This window comes from Microbacterium sp. KR10-403 (assembly GCF_040196215.1).
Taxonomy (GTDB): domain Bacteria; phylum Actinomycetota; class Actinomycetes; order Actinomycetales; family Microbacteriaceae; genus Microbacterium.
The window spans coordinates 362,700-380,390 of record NZ_JBEGDC010000004.1; the positions used below are offsets into that span (position 1 = coordinate 362,700).

Sequence of the window (17,691 nt, forward strand, 5' to 3'; positions counted from 1 at the left end):
GGCCTGTCAAGTCCGACCGGGTGGATACAAGGCATCGGCGCACCGGCAATCGGACCCGGCCGTGTCGGCGACTACGAATGTTCCCGACAAGGTCGTCACCCGGATCACCGGTGACCCGAGGAAAGGAACCCTCCCCAATGAGGAACACATCGCCCCAGACGGACGCCTTCGGCGTCTCGTCGCCGCGACGCGCACGCCGACTGGCGGCCGTCGCCGTCGCCGTCGCCACCGTCGGCGGATCGCTCATGCTCGTGCCCGGCGCCGCGCTCGCGGCATCCCCGTCATCCGCCCTCAGCTGCGGCAACAGCGCCAGCGGCATCGTGCGCAACGTGCTGACCGTCGCCGCCGACGACACCTGCACGATCAGCGCGACCACCGATCTCGACAAGCTCGTCATCGCCGACGGCGGACAGCTCGTCGCCCCCGACGGGTACGACGTGACGCTCACCGTCGACGGCGTCGAGACCGGCCAGGCCTGGTTCTCGATCCAGGACGTGGCCGGCTGGCTGCAGCCCGGCCGCTACGTGAGCAAGCACCGCGACGGCGTCGTGCTCACCGTCACCACCCGGCACAGCGAGTCGCCCAACCGGGTCGAGTTCCCGATCCGCCAGTCGCTGTACGTCGACTCCGACGGCATCGACCAGTCGCAGTCGGTGCCCTCGAGCTGGCTCGGCGGCCAGCCCACCGCGACGGGGTCGAAGGGCCTGAACATCGTCTCGACCGGCTCCACGTTCAACGGCATGTGGTTCGACGGCGTCGACTACACCGTCAAGGACTCGAAGATCTCGATGACCGGCGACGGCCGCAACGACTTCGCCGACGACGGCGCGGCGATCGTCGGCGACAACGGCGCGAACGTCACGATCGACGGCCTCAAGCTGAAGAACGCCGGTGTCGTGCGCACCGCGATCATCTCCGACGGCGGCGCCAACGTCGTCGTGAAGCACTCCGACATCGACGTGTCGGGCGGCACGCTGCCCAGCGACTACGTCGCCAACGTCGACATGCCGACGATGGTCGCGGCGCCGTGGATGCTCGGGCTCGAGGGCACGAACCGCGCGACCCTGCTGCTGGGTGACGGCAGCAAGGCGTCGTACATCGACTCCGACATCACCGCCGAGGACTGGGGCGTGCTGTCGACCGACGCCGGCAGCGGCGTGAAGCTGACGGCGATCAACAGCAGCATCAAGACCATCGACTCCGGGTACGGCACCTACGGCATCGGCTCGGCCACCGGCGAGTATCTCGGCTCGCGGTTCGACGTCAACAGCTACATCTCGATCTCGGCGAACGGCGAGAACGTGCTGCACTTCGGCGACAGCGACAAGGCCTCCGTCGCAGCGCTGAACGACTCGCTCAACCTCGGCCTGACGAACAAGGAGCTCAAGCAGCTCACGAAGCAGAACTCGAAGCTCAGCTCCGACCGCATCGGCTTCATGACCTGGGCCGGCGACAACACGGTCAACGTCGACGGCGGCACGCGGGTCAGCACGGGGCTGGCGACGTTCGAGGACAAGTCGAACACCGGTACCACGACCTACAACATCACCGGCGACGGAAAGTCGGCGCCGACGCTGCACTCCGGCACCGGCGTGCTCGTGCAGGTCATGAACCAGGACGACCCGGGCCCCGGCGGTTCGTACAACGACCCGACCGATGTGAAGCAGACGACGGATGCCGCAGCCCGCGCCGACGCGACGCAGCGCGCCGTCACCGTGACCAACGTCACCGACGACGACCTTCGCGGCGACCTGTTCAACGGCGCGACGGTGGCGAAGAACCTCGTCGTCAACCTCGACGGCAGCTCGGTCACCGGCCGCATCTCGACGACGACCGCCGTGCACTCGGGCACCGTCGACGAGGCCAACTACGAGCGCATCGGCGACGTGACCAACACGGTGTCGGCGCCGGTCAACGGCGGCGTCATCGTCGACCTGGCCGACCACTCGACGTGGAATGTCACGGGTAAGTCGTACGTCACGAGCCTCACGGTCGACAAGACCTCGAAGCTCAACGGCATCGTGTCCATCGACGGTGAGGTCATCACCCCCAAGGCCGGCGTCACCTACACCGGCGACATCCTCGTCTCGGCGAGCGCGAAGCACCACGCGAAGGGCCACAGCGCCCAGACGCAGCACAGCAACGCGAAGGCCACGGCGCACCGCAAGTAGCCCGGGCGCACACACGGCGGCCGGGGAGGGCGACCTCCCCGGCCGCTCCGGCGTCTACAGCGGGATCTCGTGCAGTGCCCCGGCCGTATCGGCGTCTACAGCGGGATCTCGTGCAGTGCCCCGCCGCGCCCGACGAGGAAGTGCCCGAACGCCTCGCGCGCGGTCAGCGGATCGACGGCGGCATGACGGGACAGGGTCTGCACATCGCGCCAGGCCCGCTCGAACGGCGCGGTCTCGGCCACCGCCTGCGCGCCGATCGCGCTCATCACCGAGTCCAGTGCCGACACCGCCGCAGACGTGGCGCAGCCGATGTCGACACGCGAGCGGATGCGCACCTCGGGAGGCATCGCCGCCGCGTCGACCGCGTACCGGTCCGCCGAGGTGGCCGCGCGATGCAGGTGCAGCCGCGCGCTCGAGATGTGCATGGCCGCATCGGTGAGCTTGCCCTGGATCGTCGCCGACTCTGCGGCCGTCTCGTACCGGGTGCCCGGCCAGGGGCGATTCCGCACCGACGCCAGCGCGTGGTCGAGCGCACCGGAGGCGGCACCGACGACGGTGGATGCCGGCACGATGGCGTGCGCGGGATCGTAGCCGCGTCGCAGGCCGGCGGCACCGACCGCGTCCGCGCGCACGAAGACCCCTTCGGCCTCCAGTGTCTCGGGACTCGCACCACGGGCACCCGCGGCATCCCACGTCTCATGCCGCGTCAGCTGCGACATCGGCAGCACCGCGCGCACGGGGTGCTCGGGATCCCCGCCGGGAAGCACGAACGACACCAGCGCGAGATCGGCGTGCGCACTGCCCGGCACGGAGTGCCACAGCCCCGTGAGGCGGAAGCCGCCCTTGACCGCCACGGCACGCGCGGGCGCACCGTGCGCGTCGGCGATGAGCAGCCCCTCGCCGTGCTCGCTCGCGGCACGGGCGAGCACGGGATCCGCCGCGACCTGGACGGCGGCGCGGGCGAACGAGCCGACGACCCAGGCCGCCGAGGCGTGCTCCTCGGCGAGCGTCGCCACCACGGCGCCGATCGTGTTGCAGTCGAGCTGCCGGCCGTCGCGCCCCTCGGATCCGCGCAGGCCCAGCAGGCCGGCGGAACCGAGTGCGGCGAGGACCGACACGGTGAGCCTGTTGCGGCGATCGGATGCCGCGGCATCGCTGCGCAGCGCCGGCAGCACGCCCCGCGCCCGGATCACCGGGTCGACTGCGGCGGTCGTCCTCGTCTCATGTCGGCCGTCGCCCATGCGGTGCAGACCCCCTCGTGCGCGCGTCGGCTTCGTCCGCAGACATCGACGTCGCGGCATCCCGCCTCATCCAGCATGGATCGACGATCGCATCGGCGGAACCAGGAGGGCACGATAGGAGATATCCGGCACTTCCGCCGCACCGACTATCGCGCCCGGCGATGACACGCATCGGAAGCGCCTACTTCCCTCGCGCGGCCCGAGGGTGTTGTGCTTGCTCCGCTGGCAGAGAATGCCAGACCCGACCACTGGCGAGGGTGCCGGTCTGTTCGACACCCCCGCCCCGCACACGGCAGGAGTGTCCCGTGAACAAGATCAGCAAGCTCGGCGCCTTGGCAGGCGCCGCAGTCCTCGCCCTGAGTCTGGGGGCGTGCTCGAGCGACGGCACCAACGCCGGCTCGACCACCGACAGCACGACCTCAACCGTCAGCGCCTCGCAGCAGAAGGCCCTCGACGCCGCCTACGCCGGTGTGGGCGCCGACCTGAGCGCACTGCCCTCCGTGGACGTCACGGCGGGCAAGACGCTGTACGTGATCTCGTGCGGGCAGGCGGTGCCGAGCTGCTCGACCCCGACCGCCGCCACCGTCGCGGCGGCCGAGGCCGCCGGCTGGACCGCCAAGGTCGCCGACGGCAACCTCAACTCGGGCGGCACCGGCTTCGCCGACGCCGTCAGCCAGGCCGTCTCGGCCGGCGCTGACGTCATCGTGCCGATCGGCTTCCCCTGCGTCGCCGCGCAGACCGCGTTCACCACCGCACACAAGGCCGGCGTCACGATCATCGGCGGCGGCGGCGTCGACAACTGCGACCCGCAGCAGTGGTCGTCGATCCGCTACTGGATGGCCGACACCGACCCCGAGACCGGCATCTGGTACGCCCAGGCGGCCCTGCAGGCCGACTACGCGTACGGCAAGATCGGCGACGGCGTGAAGGCCATCGTCATCAACGCGACCGGCGGCCCCTGGGGCCAGTTCCTCGTCGACGGCTTCTCGAAGCAGCTCGACACGCTCGGCGTCGATGCGAAGTCGGCCGTGGTCGACGTCGTGGACGTCAGCGATGAGGAGAACGGCGACGGCTCGTACGTGCAGAAGGTGATGACCGAGATCCTCGCCCACCCCGAGGCCAACGCGCTCATCATCCCCGTCGACGGCTACCTCACCGGCGGCCTCTCGCAGGCGATCGTGCAGAACGGCCTCGACGACCAGCTGCTGATCATCGGCCGCTCGGGCGACGAGTCGGCGCTGAAGCTCATCAAGGCGGGCAACAGCGGCTTCGACGCCACCGTCGGCTACGCCTCGGAGTGGGGCGCCTGGGGCTCGGTCGACACCGCGATCCGCGTGCTGGCCGGTCAGGACCCGCAGGACATCGGCGAGCAGGTCAAGCTCATCGACGCGGACCACAACATGCCGGCGTCCGGCGACTTCGCCGGCAGCGTCGACTTCAAGAAGGCCTTCGAGGCCTCGTGGGGCGTGAACTGACGCCCCCGCATCCACACAGCGGCCGGAGGCCCTCGGAACACCGTTCCGGGGGCCTCCGGCCGTCTGGCTTCCGCGCCCCTGATGATAGGCATCACTCCAGGCGCATACCGGCTCATGGCCGGGCGTGATTCCATATGGATGCCTCAGAACGTTCTGGGGCGAGTTCTCTCCGACGAAGGAGTCGCGATCGTGACACAGCCCGAACCCGAGTACGTGCTGCACCTGAACGACGTGGAGAAGCAGTTCGGCGGCACCCGGGCGCTGCGCAAGGCCTCTCTGGCCGTGCGCCCCGGCACCGTGCACGCCCTGCTCGGCGGCAACGGCTCGGGCAAGAGCACGTCGATCAAGATCCTCGCCGGCGTCTACACCGCCGACGGAGGCGAGCTCGAGATCGGCGGCGAGCGCCACGACCTGCGCCGGTGGACCGCGCAGGACGCCCACGGCGCCGGCCTCCGCTTCGTGCATCAGGACCTCGGCCTGTTCGAAGAGCTGTCGATCGCCGAGAACTTCGGCCTGGACACCGGCTTTCCCACCACCGCGTTCGGCAAAATCGCCTGGCGCAGGCTCAACGCCGAGGTCGCCGACGTGCTGCTGGAGTACGACCTCGACGTCTCCCCGCAGCGGGCCGTCGCCGAGCTGCGCCCCTCCGACCGCACCATGGTCGCGATCGCCCGAGCACTGCGCGGCAGCACCGACGGCGAGCGCCGCATCCTGGTGCTCGACGAGCCGACCGCATCGCTGGCCGCCGCCGAGTCGGCGCTGCTGCTCGACAAGATCCGCCGGCTCGCCGACCGCGGCCAGACCGTCGTCATGGTCAGCCACCGGCTGCAGGAGGTGCTCGACGTCGCCGACGACTTCACGGTGTTCCGCGACGGCAAGGTCGTCGGCACCCTCGTCGACGCCCATCCCACCGAGGACGAGCTCATCTCGCTGATGGCCGGCGGCCTCGTCGTGGCCCTGGCCCCCACCGGCGAGCGCACGCACACGCACGGCGAGCCCGTGCTGACCGTCGAGCACCTCGAGTCGGGTCCGCTGCGCGACGTGACCATGACCGCCCACGCCGGCGAGATCGTCGGCATCGCCGGGCTCCAGGGGTCGGGCCGCTCATCGCTGCTGCAGGCGCTGTTCGGCGTGCACCAGCCCTCGGCCGGCTCCCTGGCCCTCGACGGCCGCCCGTTCGCGCCGCGCGACGTGCACGACGCGATGGCCGCCGGAGTCGGCATGGTCCCCGAGAACCGCGTCCGCGAGGCCGCGTTCATGGACCTCACCGTCAGCGACAACCTCGCCATGGCGATGCTCGGCGAGTACTTCGTGGGCGGACGGATGCCGCGCAAGAAGGAGCAGGCCGCGGCATCCACCCTCATCGACGAATTCGGCGTGAAGGTCGCCGGCGCCGACGCCCTGTTCAGCTCGATGTCGGGCGGCAACCAGCAGAAGGTGATCATCGCCCGCTGGCTGCAGCGGCACCCGCGCCTGCTGCTGCTCGACGAGCCGACCCAGGGCGTCGACGTCATGAGCCGCGCCGACATCTACGAGACGATCCGCGCCGCCGCACGCGAGGGCTGCACGGTCGTCGTCGCCTCCAGCGACATGGCCGAGCTGCACGCGCTGTGCGACCGCGTGCTCGTCCTGGCGCGCGGCCGCCTGACCGGCGAGGTGCTGGCCGGTCAGCTCGACGTCGACGGACTCGTCTCGCTCGTCCTGCGTGAACCCGGCACCCGCCGCACTGTCTACGAACCCGAAACCCCCTCCGAAAGGACGATGGCGTCATGACGACCTCGACCTCCCCGACGACCGACACCGTCGTCATCGCGAAGCGGCCGTCCTCGGTCACCGCCTTCTTCGAGAAGTACACGCTGATCATCATCACGCTCGCGGTGATCGCGTTCTTCGTGTTCTATCCCGGCACCAGCCACCAGTTCATGACGGTGAGCAGCCTGAACACGATCCTCACGAACATGCTCTGCGCGCTCATGGTGGCGCTCGCGGCCATGTTCCCGTTCGTGGCCGGATACATGGACTTCTCGGTCGGTGCCACCGCCGCCATCACCACCGTGTTCGCGGCCCGGCTGATGGACCAGACCGAGCACGGCTTCGGCTGGCCGGTGTGGCTGGCCGTGCTCATCCCCGTCGTCTGCTCGCCGATCATCGGCCTGGCCAACGGCTTCTTCGTCACGAAGATGCGCATGAACCCGTTCGTGACCACCCTGGGCATGTCGCTGCTGCTCTACGGCATCTCGATGCTGTGGACCGGCGGCCAGCGCCTGTCGGCGCCCACCGGTTCGTTCATCGTGAAGCTGTCGACGTCGAAGTTCCTCGGCCTGCCGATCACCGTGTACATCGTGCTGATCATCGCGCTGATCGTCTGGTACATCCTCACCCACACCCCGTACGGCCGCTCGCTGTACGGCATGGGGTCGAGCACGGCATCCGCCCGCCTGGTCGGCATCCGGGTCGACCGCAACCTGTGGCTGGGCTTCGTCATCGCGTCGCTGCTGGCCTCGCTCGCCGGCGTCCTGCAGCTCTCGCAGGTCGGGTCGGCGACGGCCAGCGACGGCGGGTCGCTCCTGTTCAAGGGCATCACGTTCATCTTCCTGAGCGCCACGGCCATCACCCCCGGCTTCTTCAACGTCTGGGGGGCGGTGATCGCCGGCATCCTGCTCTCGGTCTCGGTCACCGGCCTGACGTTCATGGGCTACGCCGGCTGGACCACCAACGTGTTCAACGGCATCGCGCTGATCGCCGCGGTCGCGCTGTCGACCTACCTCGGCCGCAAGAAGCGGCAGGGCTGAGCGCGTGCGGCCGCGCGCGACCCCGCGCGGCCGCACAGCCGATCGGAGACGTCTTCCATGACCGGGATCCGGGTGCTCATCATCGGCGGCGGTCCTGCCGGCCTGGTGACAGGCATCGCCCTCGCCCGCATCGGAGCCCGGGTGCGGATCGTCGAGCGGGAGAGCGCCCAGACGCCGACCGGAGTCGCCGTCAACATCCAGAACTCTCCTCTGCGCGCGCTGGCGGCTCTGGGCCTGATCGATGAGATCGTGGCCGCCGGGCACACGACGGCCACCGTGCATCTGCTCGACGCCGATGGCGCTCCGACCGCTCCGCCCCTGCGTCCTCGGACCCTCGTCCCCGGCTACCCTGCCTCCATCGAGCTGCACCGCTCCGACCTCGCGCGGATCCTCGAGCGCACCGCGCTCGACTCCGGGGTCGACCTGCGCTACGCGGTCAGCGTCTCCGCCCTCCACGACGAGTCCGACGACGACGCCCACCGCGCGCGTACGGCGCGGGTGGACGTCACCTTCACCGACGGCACCGCGGACGCCTTCGACCTCGTCGTGGCCGCGGACGGCATCCGCTCGTCCACGCGGGAGGTGGTCTTCGGACAGGATGCCGCGGTCCCTGTATACAGCGGGCAGTGCATCTGGCGCGCAGAAGCCGAGCGCGGAGACATCGACGAACTGATGATGCTCTCCGGCCCGGAAGGCAAGCTCGGACTGCTCCCGCTGTCGGACGACACGCTCTACGTGTACCTGCTGAAGAGTTTCGCCGCCGAGCCGTCCCGCGGCGACATCGGCGATGTCGATGCGGCGCTGCGCGCGGGTGTGAGCGCGTTCGGGGGTCCGGCGACGGGCATCGCGGCCACGCTGCGGCCGGGCGCTGACTTCCGCGGCCTGTACAGCGTCCTGCAGCCTGCGCCCTGGCACCGCGGCCGGGTCGTGCTGGTCGGCGACGCGGCGCACGCGACCACGCCCCATCTCGCGTACGGCTTCGGCCTGGCCGTGGAGGACGCCCTCGTCCTCGCCGAGTCGTTGCAGGTCGAGAACGACGTCCCTGCGGCGTTGAGGTCGTTCACCGCACGGCGGATTCCGCGGTGCCGCCTTGTCGTCGAGAACTCCCGACAACTGTCCGACTGGGAGCAGCATGCGCCCGCCGACGCGTCCGCCTACGGCCGCCTCATGGCCGACTCCATGAGCGCCCTGACGGAACTGCCATGACCGTTGCCCCCTCCCACCGCAAAGGCGCACTCTCTAATATGAGGGGCGCACGTACGCCGCACATCCGCACACAGAAGGCCGAGGCACCGTGACCGATGTCCGCAAGCTCGACCTGAACCTCGTCGTCGTGCTCGATGCGCTCCTCGCCGAGCGCAATCTGACGCGCGCGGGCGAGTTGGTGGGCATGACGCAGCCGGCGGTCAGCGGAGCCCTCTCGCGCCTGCGCGATCTGCTCGACGACCCGCTGCTGGTGCGCGAGGGGCGCGGCTTCACGCTCACCCCGTTCGCCGAATCGCTGATGCCCGCGGTCGCCGACTGCATGGTCGAGGTGCACCGGGTGTTCGAGGTGCTGCCCGAGTTCGACCCGATGACGTCGACCCGCACCTTCCTGGTGTCGGCATCCGACTATGTGCTCTCCGAGCTCACCAGCCCCTTGCTGTCGATCCTGCAGCGCGAGGCTCCGCACACGAGCATCGAGTTCGACGGGTTGCCGATGGAAGACATCGTCTCCCCCGTCGACCTGCTGCGACGCGACATCACGATCGCCGCGACCGGCCGTGGTGTTCCCGGCAAGCGCGCGTCCCTCTTCTCCGACCGCTTCGTGTGTGTGGTGGATGCCGCGAACCCGGCTCTCCGCGACGGCGCGCTGTCGCTCACCGCGTTGCACGGGCTGCGGCACGTGCGCTCGGTGTTCGGCCCGCACGCCTCGACCCACATCGACGACATGCTCAGCGCCGCCGAGATCACGCCGCGCGTGGCGGTGAACGTCGAGGGGTTCATGCAGGTGCCGTTCGCGGTGACGAAGACACCGTGGGTGGGCTGGGTGCCCGAGCGCACCGCCCGCCGGTACGCAGATCAGCTCGGGCTCACGATCGCCCGCACCGAGATCGCCCCGAGCGTGCTCGTGGAGGCCGCCCACTGGCATCCCTCGAAATCCAGCGACCCGGCGCTGACGTGGCTCGTCTCGCAGCTGCGCGCCGCGTCGGAACTCGTCGAGTTCGGCGCCGACGTCTGACGCGCCGGCGGCTTCACCCGTCCTCCCCTCCGGCCAGACACGTCCATCCGCCCCTCGCCCGGCAAATTCACATGGAATTGTCCCGTGCACATCACACCGGCGGAGGTCTGATGTGCGCGGGACAGTGTGATGTGCGGGCGCGCGTGGGTTGCCTTTCGCTCGCGCTACCCCGTTCTGCGTCCGCTGCTCCGTTTCGCTCTCGCGCTCGTTCTTCACACCCGGGGTTCTGCTCGCCCTCTCTGCTCGCCCCCTCCATTCCGCTCGCCCGCGCCGCGCGCACCCCGGCTACGGCGAGACCTCCTCGAACACGCGGTTGCGGGTGTGCGGCGTGAACTGCGCGAGGATCGACGCGATGATCAGGAACGACGAGATCAGCATGAGCGCCCAGAACACCGACAGGTGCGGGATCAGCGGGGCCAGGATCAGGATGCCGATGCCGCCGCCGATGTGGCCGACACCGTCGACGATCGCGAAGCCCGTCGACCGCGCGCGGGTCGGGAAGCTCTCGATCGTCATCGCGTAGCTCGGCGAGACCCACAGGTTGAACCCGGCGAAGATGATCATCGCGCCGAGGAACGTGACCGCGAGCGAGCTGCTGCCCACGGCGACCACGATCGCGCCGATGAACGTCACGACCGTGCCGATCGGCAGCCAGTACCGGCGCTCGAGCTTCTCGACGATGAACGACATCACGACGGCCTCGATGATGAAGCCGATCGATCCGACGGCGGCGATGATCCCGGCCTCGGGCGGCGTGAACTTCAGCGAGGTCAGCACCGAGGTCAGGCCCGCCGCATACGCGTACACCGTGATGTAGCCGATGAACCACATGAAGAACAGCAGGATCACGCGGCGCAGGTAGACCGGATTGCCGAAGATGTCGGCGTACGGCACCCTGCGGGCCGGCGGCCAGTGCGTCGGCACGTCGGCGAGCGAGGGCTCGTCGAGGGCTCCCCGACGCAGCGCACGCCGTTCCATGTCGTCGGTGATGGCCGCGGCATCCTCCGTCCGTCCCCGTTGCAGCAGCCAGCGCACCGATTCGGGCAGCTGGAACCGCAGGAGGATCGCGATGATCGCCAGGGCCGCTCCGACCACATACATCCAGCGCCACCCGTTCTCCAGACCTGCCGCGAACGGCAGCCCCGTCGGCCACGGCGTGGGCTCCGTCGTCAGGATCAGCCCCAGCCAGATGCCCACGAACGCACCGACTGCCGACATGATGAACACCACGGTCGTGAACTTCGCGCGCGACTGCTTGGGGGCGACCTCACCCACGTAGGTGTTCACGATCGCCAGGTCCGCCCCGATGCCCACACCCGTGATCGCCCGCGAGACCACGAAGTTCGCGTAGTCGGGCGCCAGCGCCGTGTACAGCGAGCCGAGTCCGGTGATCAGCATCGTGATCAGCAGCATGTTGCGCCGGCCGATGCGGTCCGACAGCGGGCTCAGCACGAGCGTGCCGACCACGTACCCGAGCAGGTTCATGATCGTGGGCAGCGCCAGGTAGTCCAGCGCCGTCTCGGGCGTGCAGCCCGGGACCAGCTGCGTGCACGTCTGCACGAACGACACGTTGATGTCGAAGATGTCGTAGAACGTGAACAGGAATCCCAGACCGATGATGATCAGGAACGCGGGCGAGAGCGACCAGGTGCGGATCCGGTCCAGCCGCGCCATGACCCGGCGCGAGCCCTCCGGGATCGGTTCGCCGAGTTCGGGCCTCGACCGCTGGTACTCTCGTCGGCTGCCGGCCGTGCCGGCCGAGCCGCTCATGATGCCTTCCTCGAAATCGAGACGGTGCCGTACATGTCCGTTCCCCTTTCACTGCGTTGTGATCAGGTCCGGTCAGTGCCGGTGTCGCACGGGCGGTGAGGGAGTCGGGTCGGACATCGCGGGCAGGCACCGAGGCTGCCAGGCGGTCGGAAACTTACCACCGTCTGGGCCGCATGTGGCCGATCAGCGGCGATTTCACGGGGAGAGAGGGGATGCCGCGGCCGCCCGCAGCCGCGTCAGAACACGTACTCCATGAGCTCGACGCCGAGGGTGCGGAACGCATCGTGCGCGCGCAGCCGGTGCGCGATCGACAGGTCGTCGAAGCACACCGTGAGCGCATAGGCGACCCCGGCGCGGGGACCTGCGAGCACCCCCGCCTCGCAGCGCACGCCGTCGGCGCGCCCGGTCTTGTTGATGAACAGCAGGCCGTGCCGGTCGTTGAAATGCGCGAACGGATCGAGCCCGGTCGCCGAGGCGATGAGCGAGAGGTCGTGGTTCAGGCTCAGCCACTCGGCCACCTGGGCGCTCACGCCCGCGCTCACGACCTCGGAGTTCACGAGGGCCGCGAACAGCTGAGCGAGCTCTCGCGTGGTGCCCAGCGCCACATGCGGGGCGTCGTCGGGTCCGCGGTTGTCGCGGAACCGGTCGAGCAGCGCCGAGCGCGACAGCCCGAGGTCCTCAATGCGGGAGCGCACGGCCGGCAGTCCGACGCGGGTGATCAGCGCGTTGGCAGCGGTGCCGTCTCCGGCGGCCGCGGCCAGCACGGCGAGGTCGACGACGGGCAGCGCGGGCGCCTTCAGGTGCTGCCAAACCCCGCCGCTCTCGACGCGGTCGATGATGTTGCGGTCCACGATCTCGAGCCCGTCGAGCGTGCCGGCCTCGATCTGCGCGGCCACCTCGATCAGCAACGGCACGACACCGAGTCCTGCCACCGGGAGCGTCACGAAGTCGTCGCCCATGAGCACCGAGCTGCCGCGGTCGAGGTCGTCGATGCGCACCGAGACCTGTGCGCCCGAGCGGGCGAGCTCGTCGAGCGCCTTCAGTGTCGACGTGAAGCTGCGTCTGCCGACCGCCGCCCTCCTCGGCAGTCGGCTGTTTCCGCGCCGCGTCCCCCGAAGCGGCGCCATGTCTGGGGGCGTGCCCACTCGTGTCCTTCCGCGATCGTCAAGGGGGAGTCGTGCGCGCGGCGCACACACGACGTCTTCAATTGTGGGGTATCGGTGCTATCCGAGAGCTGCGATCGGCCCAGTCGTCACCAGATCGTCACCCGCTCGGGCTTGGCGAGCCAGAGCGCGTCCGATTCGGTGACGTCGAAGGCCTCGTAGAACGCGTCGAGGTTGCGCACGATCTGGTTGCAGCGGAACTCGTTGGGCGAGTGCGGGTCGATCGTGAGGAGACGGATGGTCTCGGCATCCCTCCCCTTCTGCCGCCACACCTGCGCCCAGCTCAGGAACAGTCGCTGGATGCCGCTGAAATCGTCGATCTCGGGGGCGTCGGTCTCACCGAGCGCCAGCGCGTACGCGGTGATCGCGATGCCCAGGCCCCCGAGGTCGCCGATGTTCTCGCCGATCGTGAGCGCGCCGTTGACGTGATGCTCGTCGCTCAGCCCGACCGGGACCAGCGCGTCGTACTGCGCGATGAGGCTCTTGGTGCGCTCCTCGAAGGCGGCACGGTCGGCGTCGGTCCACCAGTCCGACAGCTTGCCGTCGCCGTCGAAGCGGCTGCCCTGGTCGTCGAACCCGTGGCCGATCTCGTGGCCGATTACCGAGCCGATGCCGCCGTAGTTGGCCGCGGCATCCCGATCCGCATCGAAGAACGGGTATTGCAGGATCGCCGCCGGGAACACGATCTCGTTCATCAGCGGGTTGTAGTAGGCGTTGACCGTCTGCGGTGTCATGAACCACTCGTCGCGGTCGATCGGCTGGCCGACCTTCGCGAGCTGCCGGTCGTGCTCGAACACGTGCGCGCGGCGCACGTTGCCGACCAGGTCGCCCGCGTCGATCTGCAGCGACGAGTAGTCGCGCCACTTCACGGGGTAGCCGATCTTCGGGGTGAAGGCGTCGAGCTTGGCGAGCGCGCGCTCGCGGGTCTCGGGGCTCATCCATGCGAGACCCGAGATCGACTGGCGGTACGCCGCGATGAGGTTGGCGACCAGCTCGTCCATGGCCTCCTTGGCCGCCGGCGGGAAGTGCCGTTCGACGTAGACGCGCCCGACGGCCTCGCCCAGCGCCGCCTCGACGATCCCGACGCCGCGCTTCCACCGCTCGCGGTTGACCGGCACGCCGGTGAGCTGCGTGCCGTAGAACGAGAAGTTCTCGTCGACGAACGCGTCGGCCAGGAAGGGGGCCGCGGAGTGCACGACCTTGAAGCGCAGCCAGGCCTTCCAGTCCTCGAGGCGCTCCTCGACGAGCAGCCCGCCCAGCGCCTCGAAGAAGCTCGGCTGGCTGACGACGATCTCGGCGAAGGCGTCGTCGCGACCGCCGGCGACGGCATCCCGCCAGGGCGTCAGGTCGACGCCGACGAGCTCCTGCGTCTCGTCCCAGGTCTTGAGGTTGTATGTCTCGACGGCGTCACGGCTGCGGACGTTGTCCCAGTGGTGCGAGGCGAGCTCGGTCTCGAGCGTCAGGATGCGCGCGGCGGCGGCTGCGGCGTCTGCGACGCCGGCGAGCTCGAGGATGCGGGCGATGTGCCCCTGGTAGGCCTCACGGGTGTCCGCGAAGTTGTCGAGGCGGAAGTAGCTCTCGTCGGGCAGCGTGATGCCGCTCTGGACGAAGAACGGCACGTACCGCTCGGGGTCGCCCGGGTCGGGCTCGATGTAGAGGTCGATGATGCCGCCGACCCCGTCGCGCTCGAGCCGGCCGACCGCGGCGAGGAACGCGGGGATCGAGTCCACGTCGTCGACGGCGGCGAGCTGCTCGTTCAACGGGGCGGTGCCGACCTCGGCGATGCGGTCGGTGTCCATGAAGCTCGCGTAGAGGTCGCCGATCTTGCGGGCCTCGGTGCCCGGCTCGGCGCTCTGCGACTCCTCGACGATGGCCCGCACATCCTTCTCGGCCTGCTCGGCGAGGAAGTGGAACGAGCCCCAGCGCGCCTTGTCATCGGGGATCTCGGTCTCATCGATCCACGTGCCGTTGACGTGACGGAAGAGGTCGTCCTGCGGGCGGATGTCGGCGCTGAACGCGTCGAGCTCGAGGCCCGAACGGGGGGTGTCGGTCATGCTCTCCAGGATATGCCGGTCACCCCTCCCGCTCACACCGACGGAGGGAGGAGTGGATGTCGGGACCCCCCTCTATGGTGGGTGCAGGAGGCTGGACATGACGACTTTGACAGACCGCCCCGCCACGGCGCTGCTCGTGATCGACGTGCAGAACGACGTGGTGGGCGAGGCATACGAGCGCGACGCCGTGGTGGGGCGCATCCACGGCCTGGTCGAGAAGGCACGCGCCGCGAAGACACCGGTGGTGTGGGTGCAGCACCACGCCGAAGACGAGCTCGTCACCGGCACGGAGGGCTGGCGCATCGTCGCCGAGCTCGAGCCGGCCGCCGACGAGGCGATCGTGCACAAGGAGTACGGCGACGCGTTCGAGGGCACCGACCTCGAAGAGGTCCTCGCCCGGCTGGGCGTGGGTCGGCTCGTCGTCTCGGGCGCCGAGACCGACGCGTGCATCCGCTCGACGATCCACGGCGCGTTCACGCGCGGCTACGACACGACGCTCGTGGGCGATGCGCACACCGCCGGCGACAAGTCGGCGTGGGGTGCTCCCCCGGTCGACCAGGTGATCGCCCACACGAACCTGTACTGGTCGTTCCAGGGCGCACCCGGGCGCACCGCCGCCGTCGTCGATGCGGCAGACGTCGACTTCGGCTGAGCTGCGTCACCCGCTCGTCACCCCTTCGTCGCCCCGGCGAGCAGGCCGCGCACGAAGAAGCGCTGCAGCGCGAAGAACACGATCAGCGGCACGATGATCGCGAGGAACGTCCCCGCCGAGAGCAGATACCACTGCTGCCCGTACGTGCCCGACAGGTCGGTCAACAGCTTGGTGATGGGCGCATTCGCGCCGGGGGCGAAGACGGTCGCGACCAGCAGGTCGTTCCACACCCACAGGAACTGGAAGATCGCGAACGACGCGATCGCCGGCATCGACAGGGGCAGCACGATGCGGAAGAAGGTCTGGCCGTGCCCGGCGCCGTCCACCTTCGCCGCCTCGATGACATCGCGCGGGATGGCCGAGACCGAGTTGTGCAGGATGAACACGGCCAGCGGCAGCGCGAAGATCGTGTGCGAGATCCAGACCTCGGCGTAGGTGGAGGTGAGGCTGTTCAGGTTCAGTCCGGGGAAGATCTGGACGCCGAAGAGCGTGAGCCCGTTCGAGTACATGCTCAGCAGCGGCACGAGAGCCATCTGCAACGGGACCACCTGCATCGCGAAGACGGCGATGAACAGCCAGTCCTTGCCCTTGAAGTCGATCCAGGCGAACGCATAGGCGGCCATCAGCGCGAGCGTGATGGGGAAGACGGTCGCGGGGATCGTGATGACCAGGGAGTTGACGAACGACTGGCCGACGGTGATGGTGTCGTTGAAGTTCAGCGTGTTGATGTAGTTGTCGAGTGTGAACTGCGGGTTGGTGAACGCCGTCCACCAGCCGCTGGTGGTGATGTCGGCGGGTGGCCGGAACGAGGTGACCAACAGGCCGAAGCTCGGGATCGTCCAGATCACCGCGATGACGATCGCGCCGACGGTGGCCCATGGGCTCGACAGGCGCAGCTTCGTGCGCCGCAGTGCGCCGCGATTCGCCGAGCCGGTGGCGGCGCCGGTGCGAGTGCCGGCGATGGTGCTGGTGCTGGCGCTGGTGCTCATCGCTATTCCTCCCGCTGACGCTTGAGATTGCGCGCGTTGTACCAGATGAACGGGGTCACCAGGATGAAGATCAACAGGGCCAGCGCTGCGGAGTGCCCGGCCTGCGGCGGCAGGATCTCGAACTGCTTGACCATCTCGTACCCGAGCACCGTCGAGTCGTTCTGACCGCCGGTGGTGGCGGCGATGATGTCGTACACCTTCAGCGAGACGATCGAGATCGTGATCCAGACCACGATGATGGTGGGGCGGATGCCGGGGACCGTCACGTTCCAGAACCGTTGCCATGCGTTCGTGCCGTCGAGTTCGGCCGCCTCCACCTGCTCGGTGGGCACCCCCTTGATCGCCGACGAGAGCAGCACCATCGCGAAGCCGGTCTGCGTCCAGATCAGGATGATGATGAGCATCACCATGTTCAGGGGATAGTTCTGCAGCCAGGCCACCGGCGTTCCGCCGAACCACTCCACGACCTGGTTGAGTAGGCCGATCTGCGGGTCCTGCGTGTAGTCGAAGAAGAACTTGAAGATGATCGACGCGCCCACCAGCGAGATCGCGACCGGCATGAAGATGAAGACCTTGAGTACCTTCTCGCCGCGGCTGCGGTCGACGAACACCGCATACAAGAGGCCGATGCCGGTGGCGAACACCGGTGCGATGATCACCCACACGATCGTGTTGATGAAGGCGATCAGCCCCGTGCTGCCGCCCGAGAACACCCAGACGAAGTTGTCGAGACCGACGAAGTGCGTGCCGTCATTGCTGCGGAACGCGTTCACGAACGTCTGCACGGCGGGGTACACCAGGCCGATGACCAGCAGCAGCAGCGCCGGCGACAGGAATGCGAACAGCTGGAGCACATAGCCCGAGCCGCTGCGTGCTCGGAAGTCGAGCCAGAAGAGCCCCCCGCCGAGGATCGCCGCGATGATCAGCACCCAGAACGCGCCCGCCTCGATGCCGAGGACCAGCAGCACCGCGAGCGGCACACCGATCGCGACGCACAGCCGCATGATCGAATAGCCGCGCCCGGAGCGCGGGGCGACTTCGATGAAGAAGACGACGAGCACCATCACGATCCCGAACGCGACGATCACGATCGGGATCTGGGCCAGCGGAGGCAGCCCCGCCAGCCAGGAGAAGAACGCGGACATCGACACCCTCCCTTTCAG

At 69.0% G+C, this 17,691-nt stretch carries 13 protein-coding genes; 7 read left to right on the plus strand and 6 right to left on the minus strand.

Annotated features, from left to right (window positions below):
• Positions 1–137 precede the first annotated feature (137 nt).
• The gene (locus tag ABMQ42_RS10985) at positions 138–2,171 is read left to right on the plus strand and encodes a hypothetical protein (RefSeq protein ID WP_349723029.1); all 2,034 of its coding nucleotides are present in this window, start codon (positions 138–140) and stop codon (positions 2,169–2,171) included.
• Between the two features lie 95 nt (positions 2,172–2,266).
• Here ABMQ42_RS10985 and ABMQ42_RS10990 read toward each other — a convergent pair whose 3' ends face one another.
• Complete coding sequence (locus tag ABMQ42_RS10990; RefSeq protein WP_349723030.1) at positions 2,267–3,412, minus strand: acyl-CoA dehydrogenase family protein; 1,146 nt, start codon at positions 3,410–3,412, stop codon at positions 2,267–2,269.
• 305 nt (positions 3,413–3,717) lie between these two features.
• On the opposite strand from ABMQ42_RS10990, the gene ABMQ42_RS10995 reads away from it, so the two are divergent.
• From ABMQ42_RS10995 to ABMQ42_RS11015, 5 genes are all read left to right on the plus strand, one after another.
• A complete protein-coding gene (locus tag ABMQ42_RS10995; protein WP_349723031.1) occupies positions 3,718–4,887 on the plus strand; it encodes a sugar ABC transporter substrate-binding protein in 1,170 nt (389 codons plus the stop codon).
• Between the two features lie 189 nt (positions 4,888–5,076).
• Positions 5,077–6,660 carry a sugar ABC transporter ATP-binding protein gene (locus tag ABMQ42_RS11000; protein ID WP_349723032.1) on the plus strand — a complete coding sequence of 528 codons (1,584 nt, stop codon included), beginning with the start codon at positions 5,077–5,079 and terminating at the stop codon, positions 6,658–6,660.
• Positions 6,657–7,679: an ABC transporter permease gene (locus ABMQ42_RS11005; protein ID WP_349723033.1), complete on the plus strand. Its 1,023-nt coding sequence runs from the start codon at positions 6,657–6,659 to the stop codon at positions 7,677–7,679. The genes ABMQ42_RS11000 and ABMQ42_RS11005 overlap by 4 nt, the downstream gene beginning before the upstream one ends.
• 57 nt (positions 7,680–7,736) lie before the next feature.
• On the plus strand, positions 7,737–8,885 hold the full coding sequence (locus tag ABMQ42_RS11010; RefSeq protein WP_349723034.1) for an FAD-dependent monooxygenase: 1,149 nt from the start codon (positions 7,737–7,739) through the stop codon (positions 8,883–8,885).
• An 88-nt stretch (positions 8,886–8,973) separates the two neighbouring features.
• A complete protein-coding gene (locus ABMQ42_RS11015) occupies positions 8,974–9,900 on the plus strand; it encodes a LysR family transcriptional regulator (protein ID WP_349723035.1) in 927 nt (308 codons plus the stop codon).
• Between the two features lie 285 nt (positions 9,901–10,185).
• On the opposite strand, the gene ABMQ42_RS11020 is transcribed toward ABMQ42_RS11015, so the two are convergent.
• The 3 genes from ABMQ42_RS11020 to ABMQ42_RS11030 form a co-directional block, all read right to left on the minus strand.
• The gene (locus tag ABMQ42_RS11020; protein WP_349723036.1) at positions 10,186–11,670 is read right to left on the minus strand and encodes an MFS transporter; all 1,485 of its coding nucleotides are present in this window, start codon (positions 11,668–11,670) and stop codon (positions 10,186–10,188) included.
• 236 nt (positions 11,671–11,906) lie between these two features.
• Complete coding sequence (locus ABMQ42_RS11025; RefSeq protein ID WP_349723171.1) at positions 11,907–12,797, minus strand: serine hydrolase; 891 nt, start codon at positions 12,795–12,797, stop codon at positions 11,907–11,909.
• A 125-nt stretch (positions 12,798–12,922) separates the two neighbouring features.
• Positions 12,923–14,887, minus strand: coding sequence for a M13 family metallopeptidase (locus tag ABMQ42_RS11030; RefSeq protein ID WP_349723037.1), 1,965 nt, complete (start codon positions 14,885–14,887; stop codon positions 12,923–12,925).
• Between the two features lie 97 nt (positions 14,888–14,984).
• Here ABMQ42_RS11030 and ABMQ42_RS11035 point away from each other — a divergent pair, with 97 nt between their 5' ends.
• On the plus strand, positions 14,985–15,539 hold the full coding sequence (locus ABMQ42_RS11035) for an isochorismatase family protein (protein ID WP_349723038.1): 555 nt from the start codon (positions 14,985–14,987) through the stop codon (positions 15,537–15,539).
• A 17-nt stretch (positions 15,540–15,556) separates the two neighbouring features.
• Here the strand turns inward: ABMQ42_RS11035 and ABMQ42_RS11040 are convergent, their stop codons facing one another.
• Together ABMQ42_RS11040 and ABMQ42_RS11045 are read right to left on the minus strand one after the other, a co-directional pair.
• Complete coding sequence (locus tag ABMQ42_RS11040) at positions 15,557–16,528, minus strand: carbohydrate ABC transporter permease (protein ID WP_349723039.1); 972 nt, start codon at positions 16,526–16,528, stop codon at positions 15,557–15,559.
• A gap of 2 nt (positions 16,529–16,530) precedes the next feature.
• Complete coding sequence (locus ABMQ42_RS11045) at positions 16,531–17,673, minus strand: carbohydrate ABC transporter permease (protein WP_349723040.1); 1,143 nt, start codon at positions 17,671–17,673, stop codon at positions 16,531–16,533.
• Between the last annotated feature and the right edge of the window lie 18 nt (positions 17,674–17,691).

Coding starts and splice junctions, on each gene's coding strand:
- ABMQ42_RS11040 (WP_349723039.1), bottom strand. CDS start 16,528: ATGAGCACCAGCGCCAGCACCAGCACCATCGCCGGCACTCGCACCGGC.
- ABMQ42_RS11035 (WP_349723038.1), top strand. CDS start 14,985: ATGACGACTTTGACAGACCGCCCCGCCACGGCGCTGCTCGTGATCGAC.
- ABMQ42_RS11010 (WP_349723034.1), top strand. CDS start 7,737: ATGACCGGGATCCGGGTGCTCATCATCGGCGGCGGTCCTGCCGGCCTG.
- ABMQ42_RS11025 (WP_349723171.1), bottom strand. CDS start 12,797: ATGGCGCCGCTTCGGGGGACGCGGCGCGGAAACAGCCGACTGCCGAGG.
- ABMQ42_RS10985 (WP_349723029.1), top strand. CDS start 138: ATGAGGAACACATCGCCCCAGACGGACGCCTTCGGCGTCTCGTCGCCG.
- ABMQ42_RS11005 (WP_349723033.1), top strand. CDS start 6,657: ATGACGACCTCGACCTCCCCGACGACCGACACCGTCGTCATCGCGAAG.
- ABMQ42_RS10990 (WP_349723030.1), bottom strand. CDS start 3,412: ATGGGCGACGGCCGACATGAGACGAGGACGACCGCCGCAGTCGACCCG.
- ABMQ42_RS11020 (WP_349723036.1), bottom strand. CDS start 11,670: ATGAGCGGCTCGGCCGGCACGGCCGGCAGCCGACGAGAGTACCAGCGG.
- ABMQ42_RS11045 (WP_349723040.1), bottom strand. CDS start 17,673: ATGTCCGCGTTCTTCTCCTGGCTGGCGGGGCTGCCTCCGCTGGCCCAG.
- ABMQ42_RS11030 (WP_349723037.1), bottom strand. CDS start 14,887: ATGACCGACACCCCCCGTTCGGGCCTCGAGCTCGACGCGTTCAGCGCC.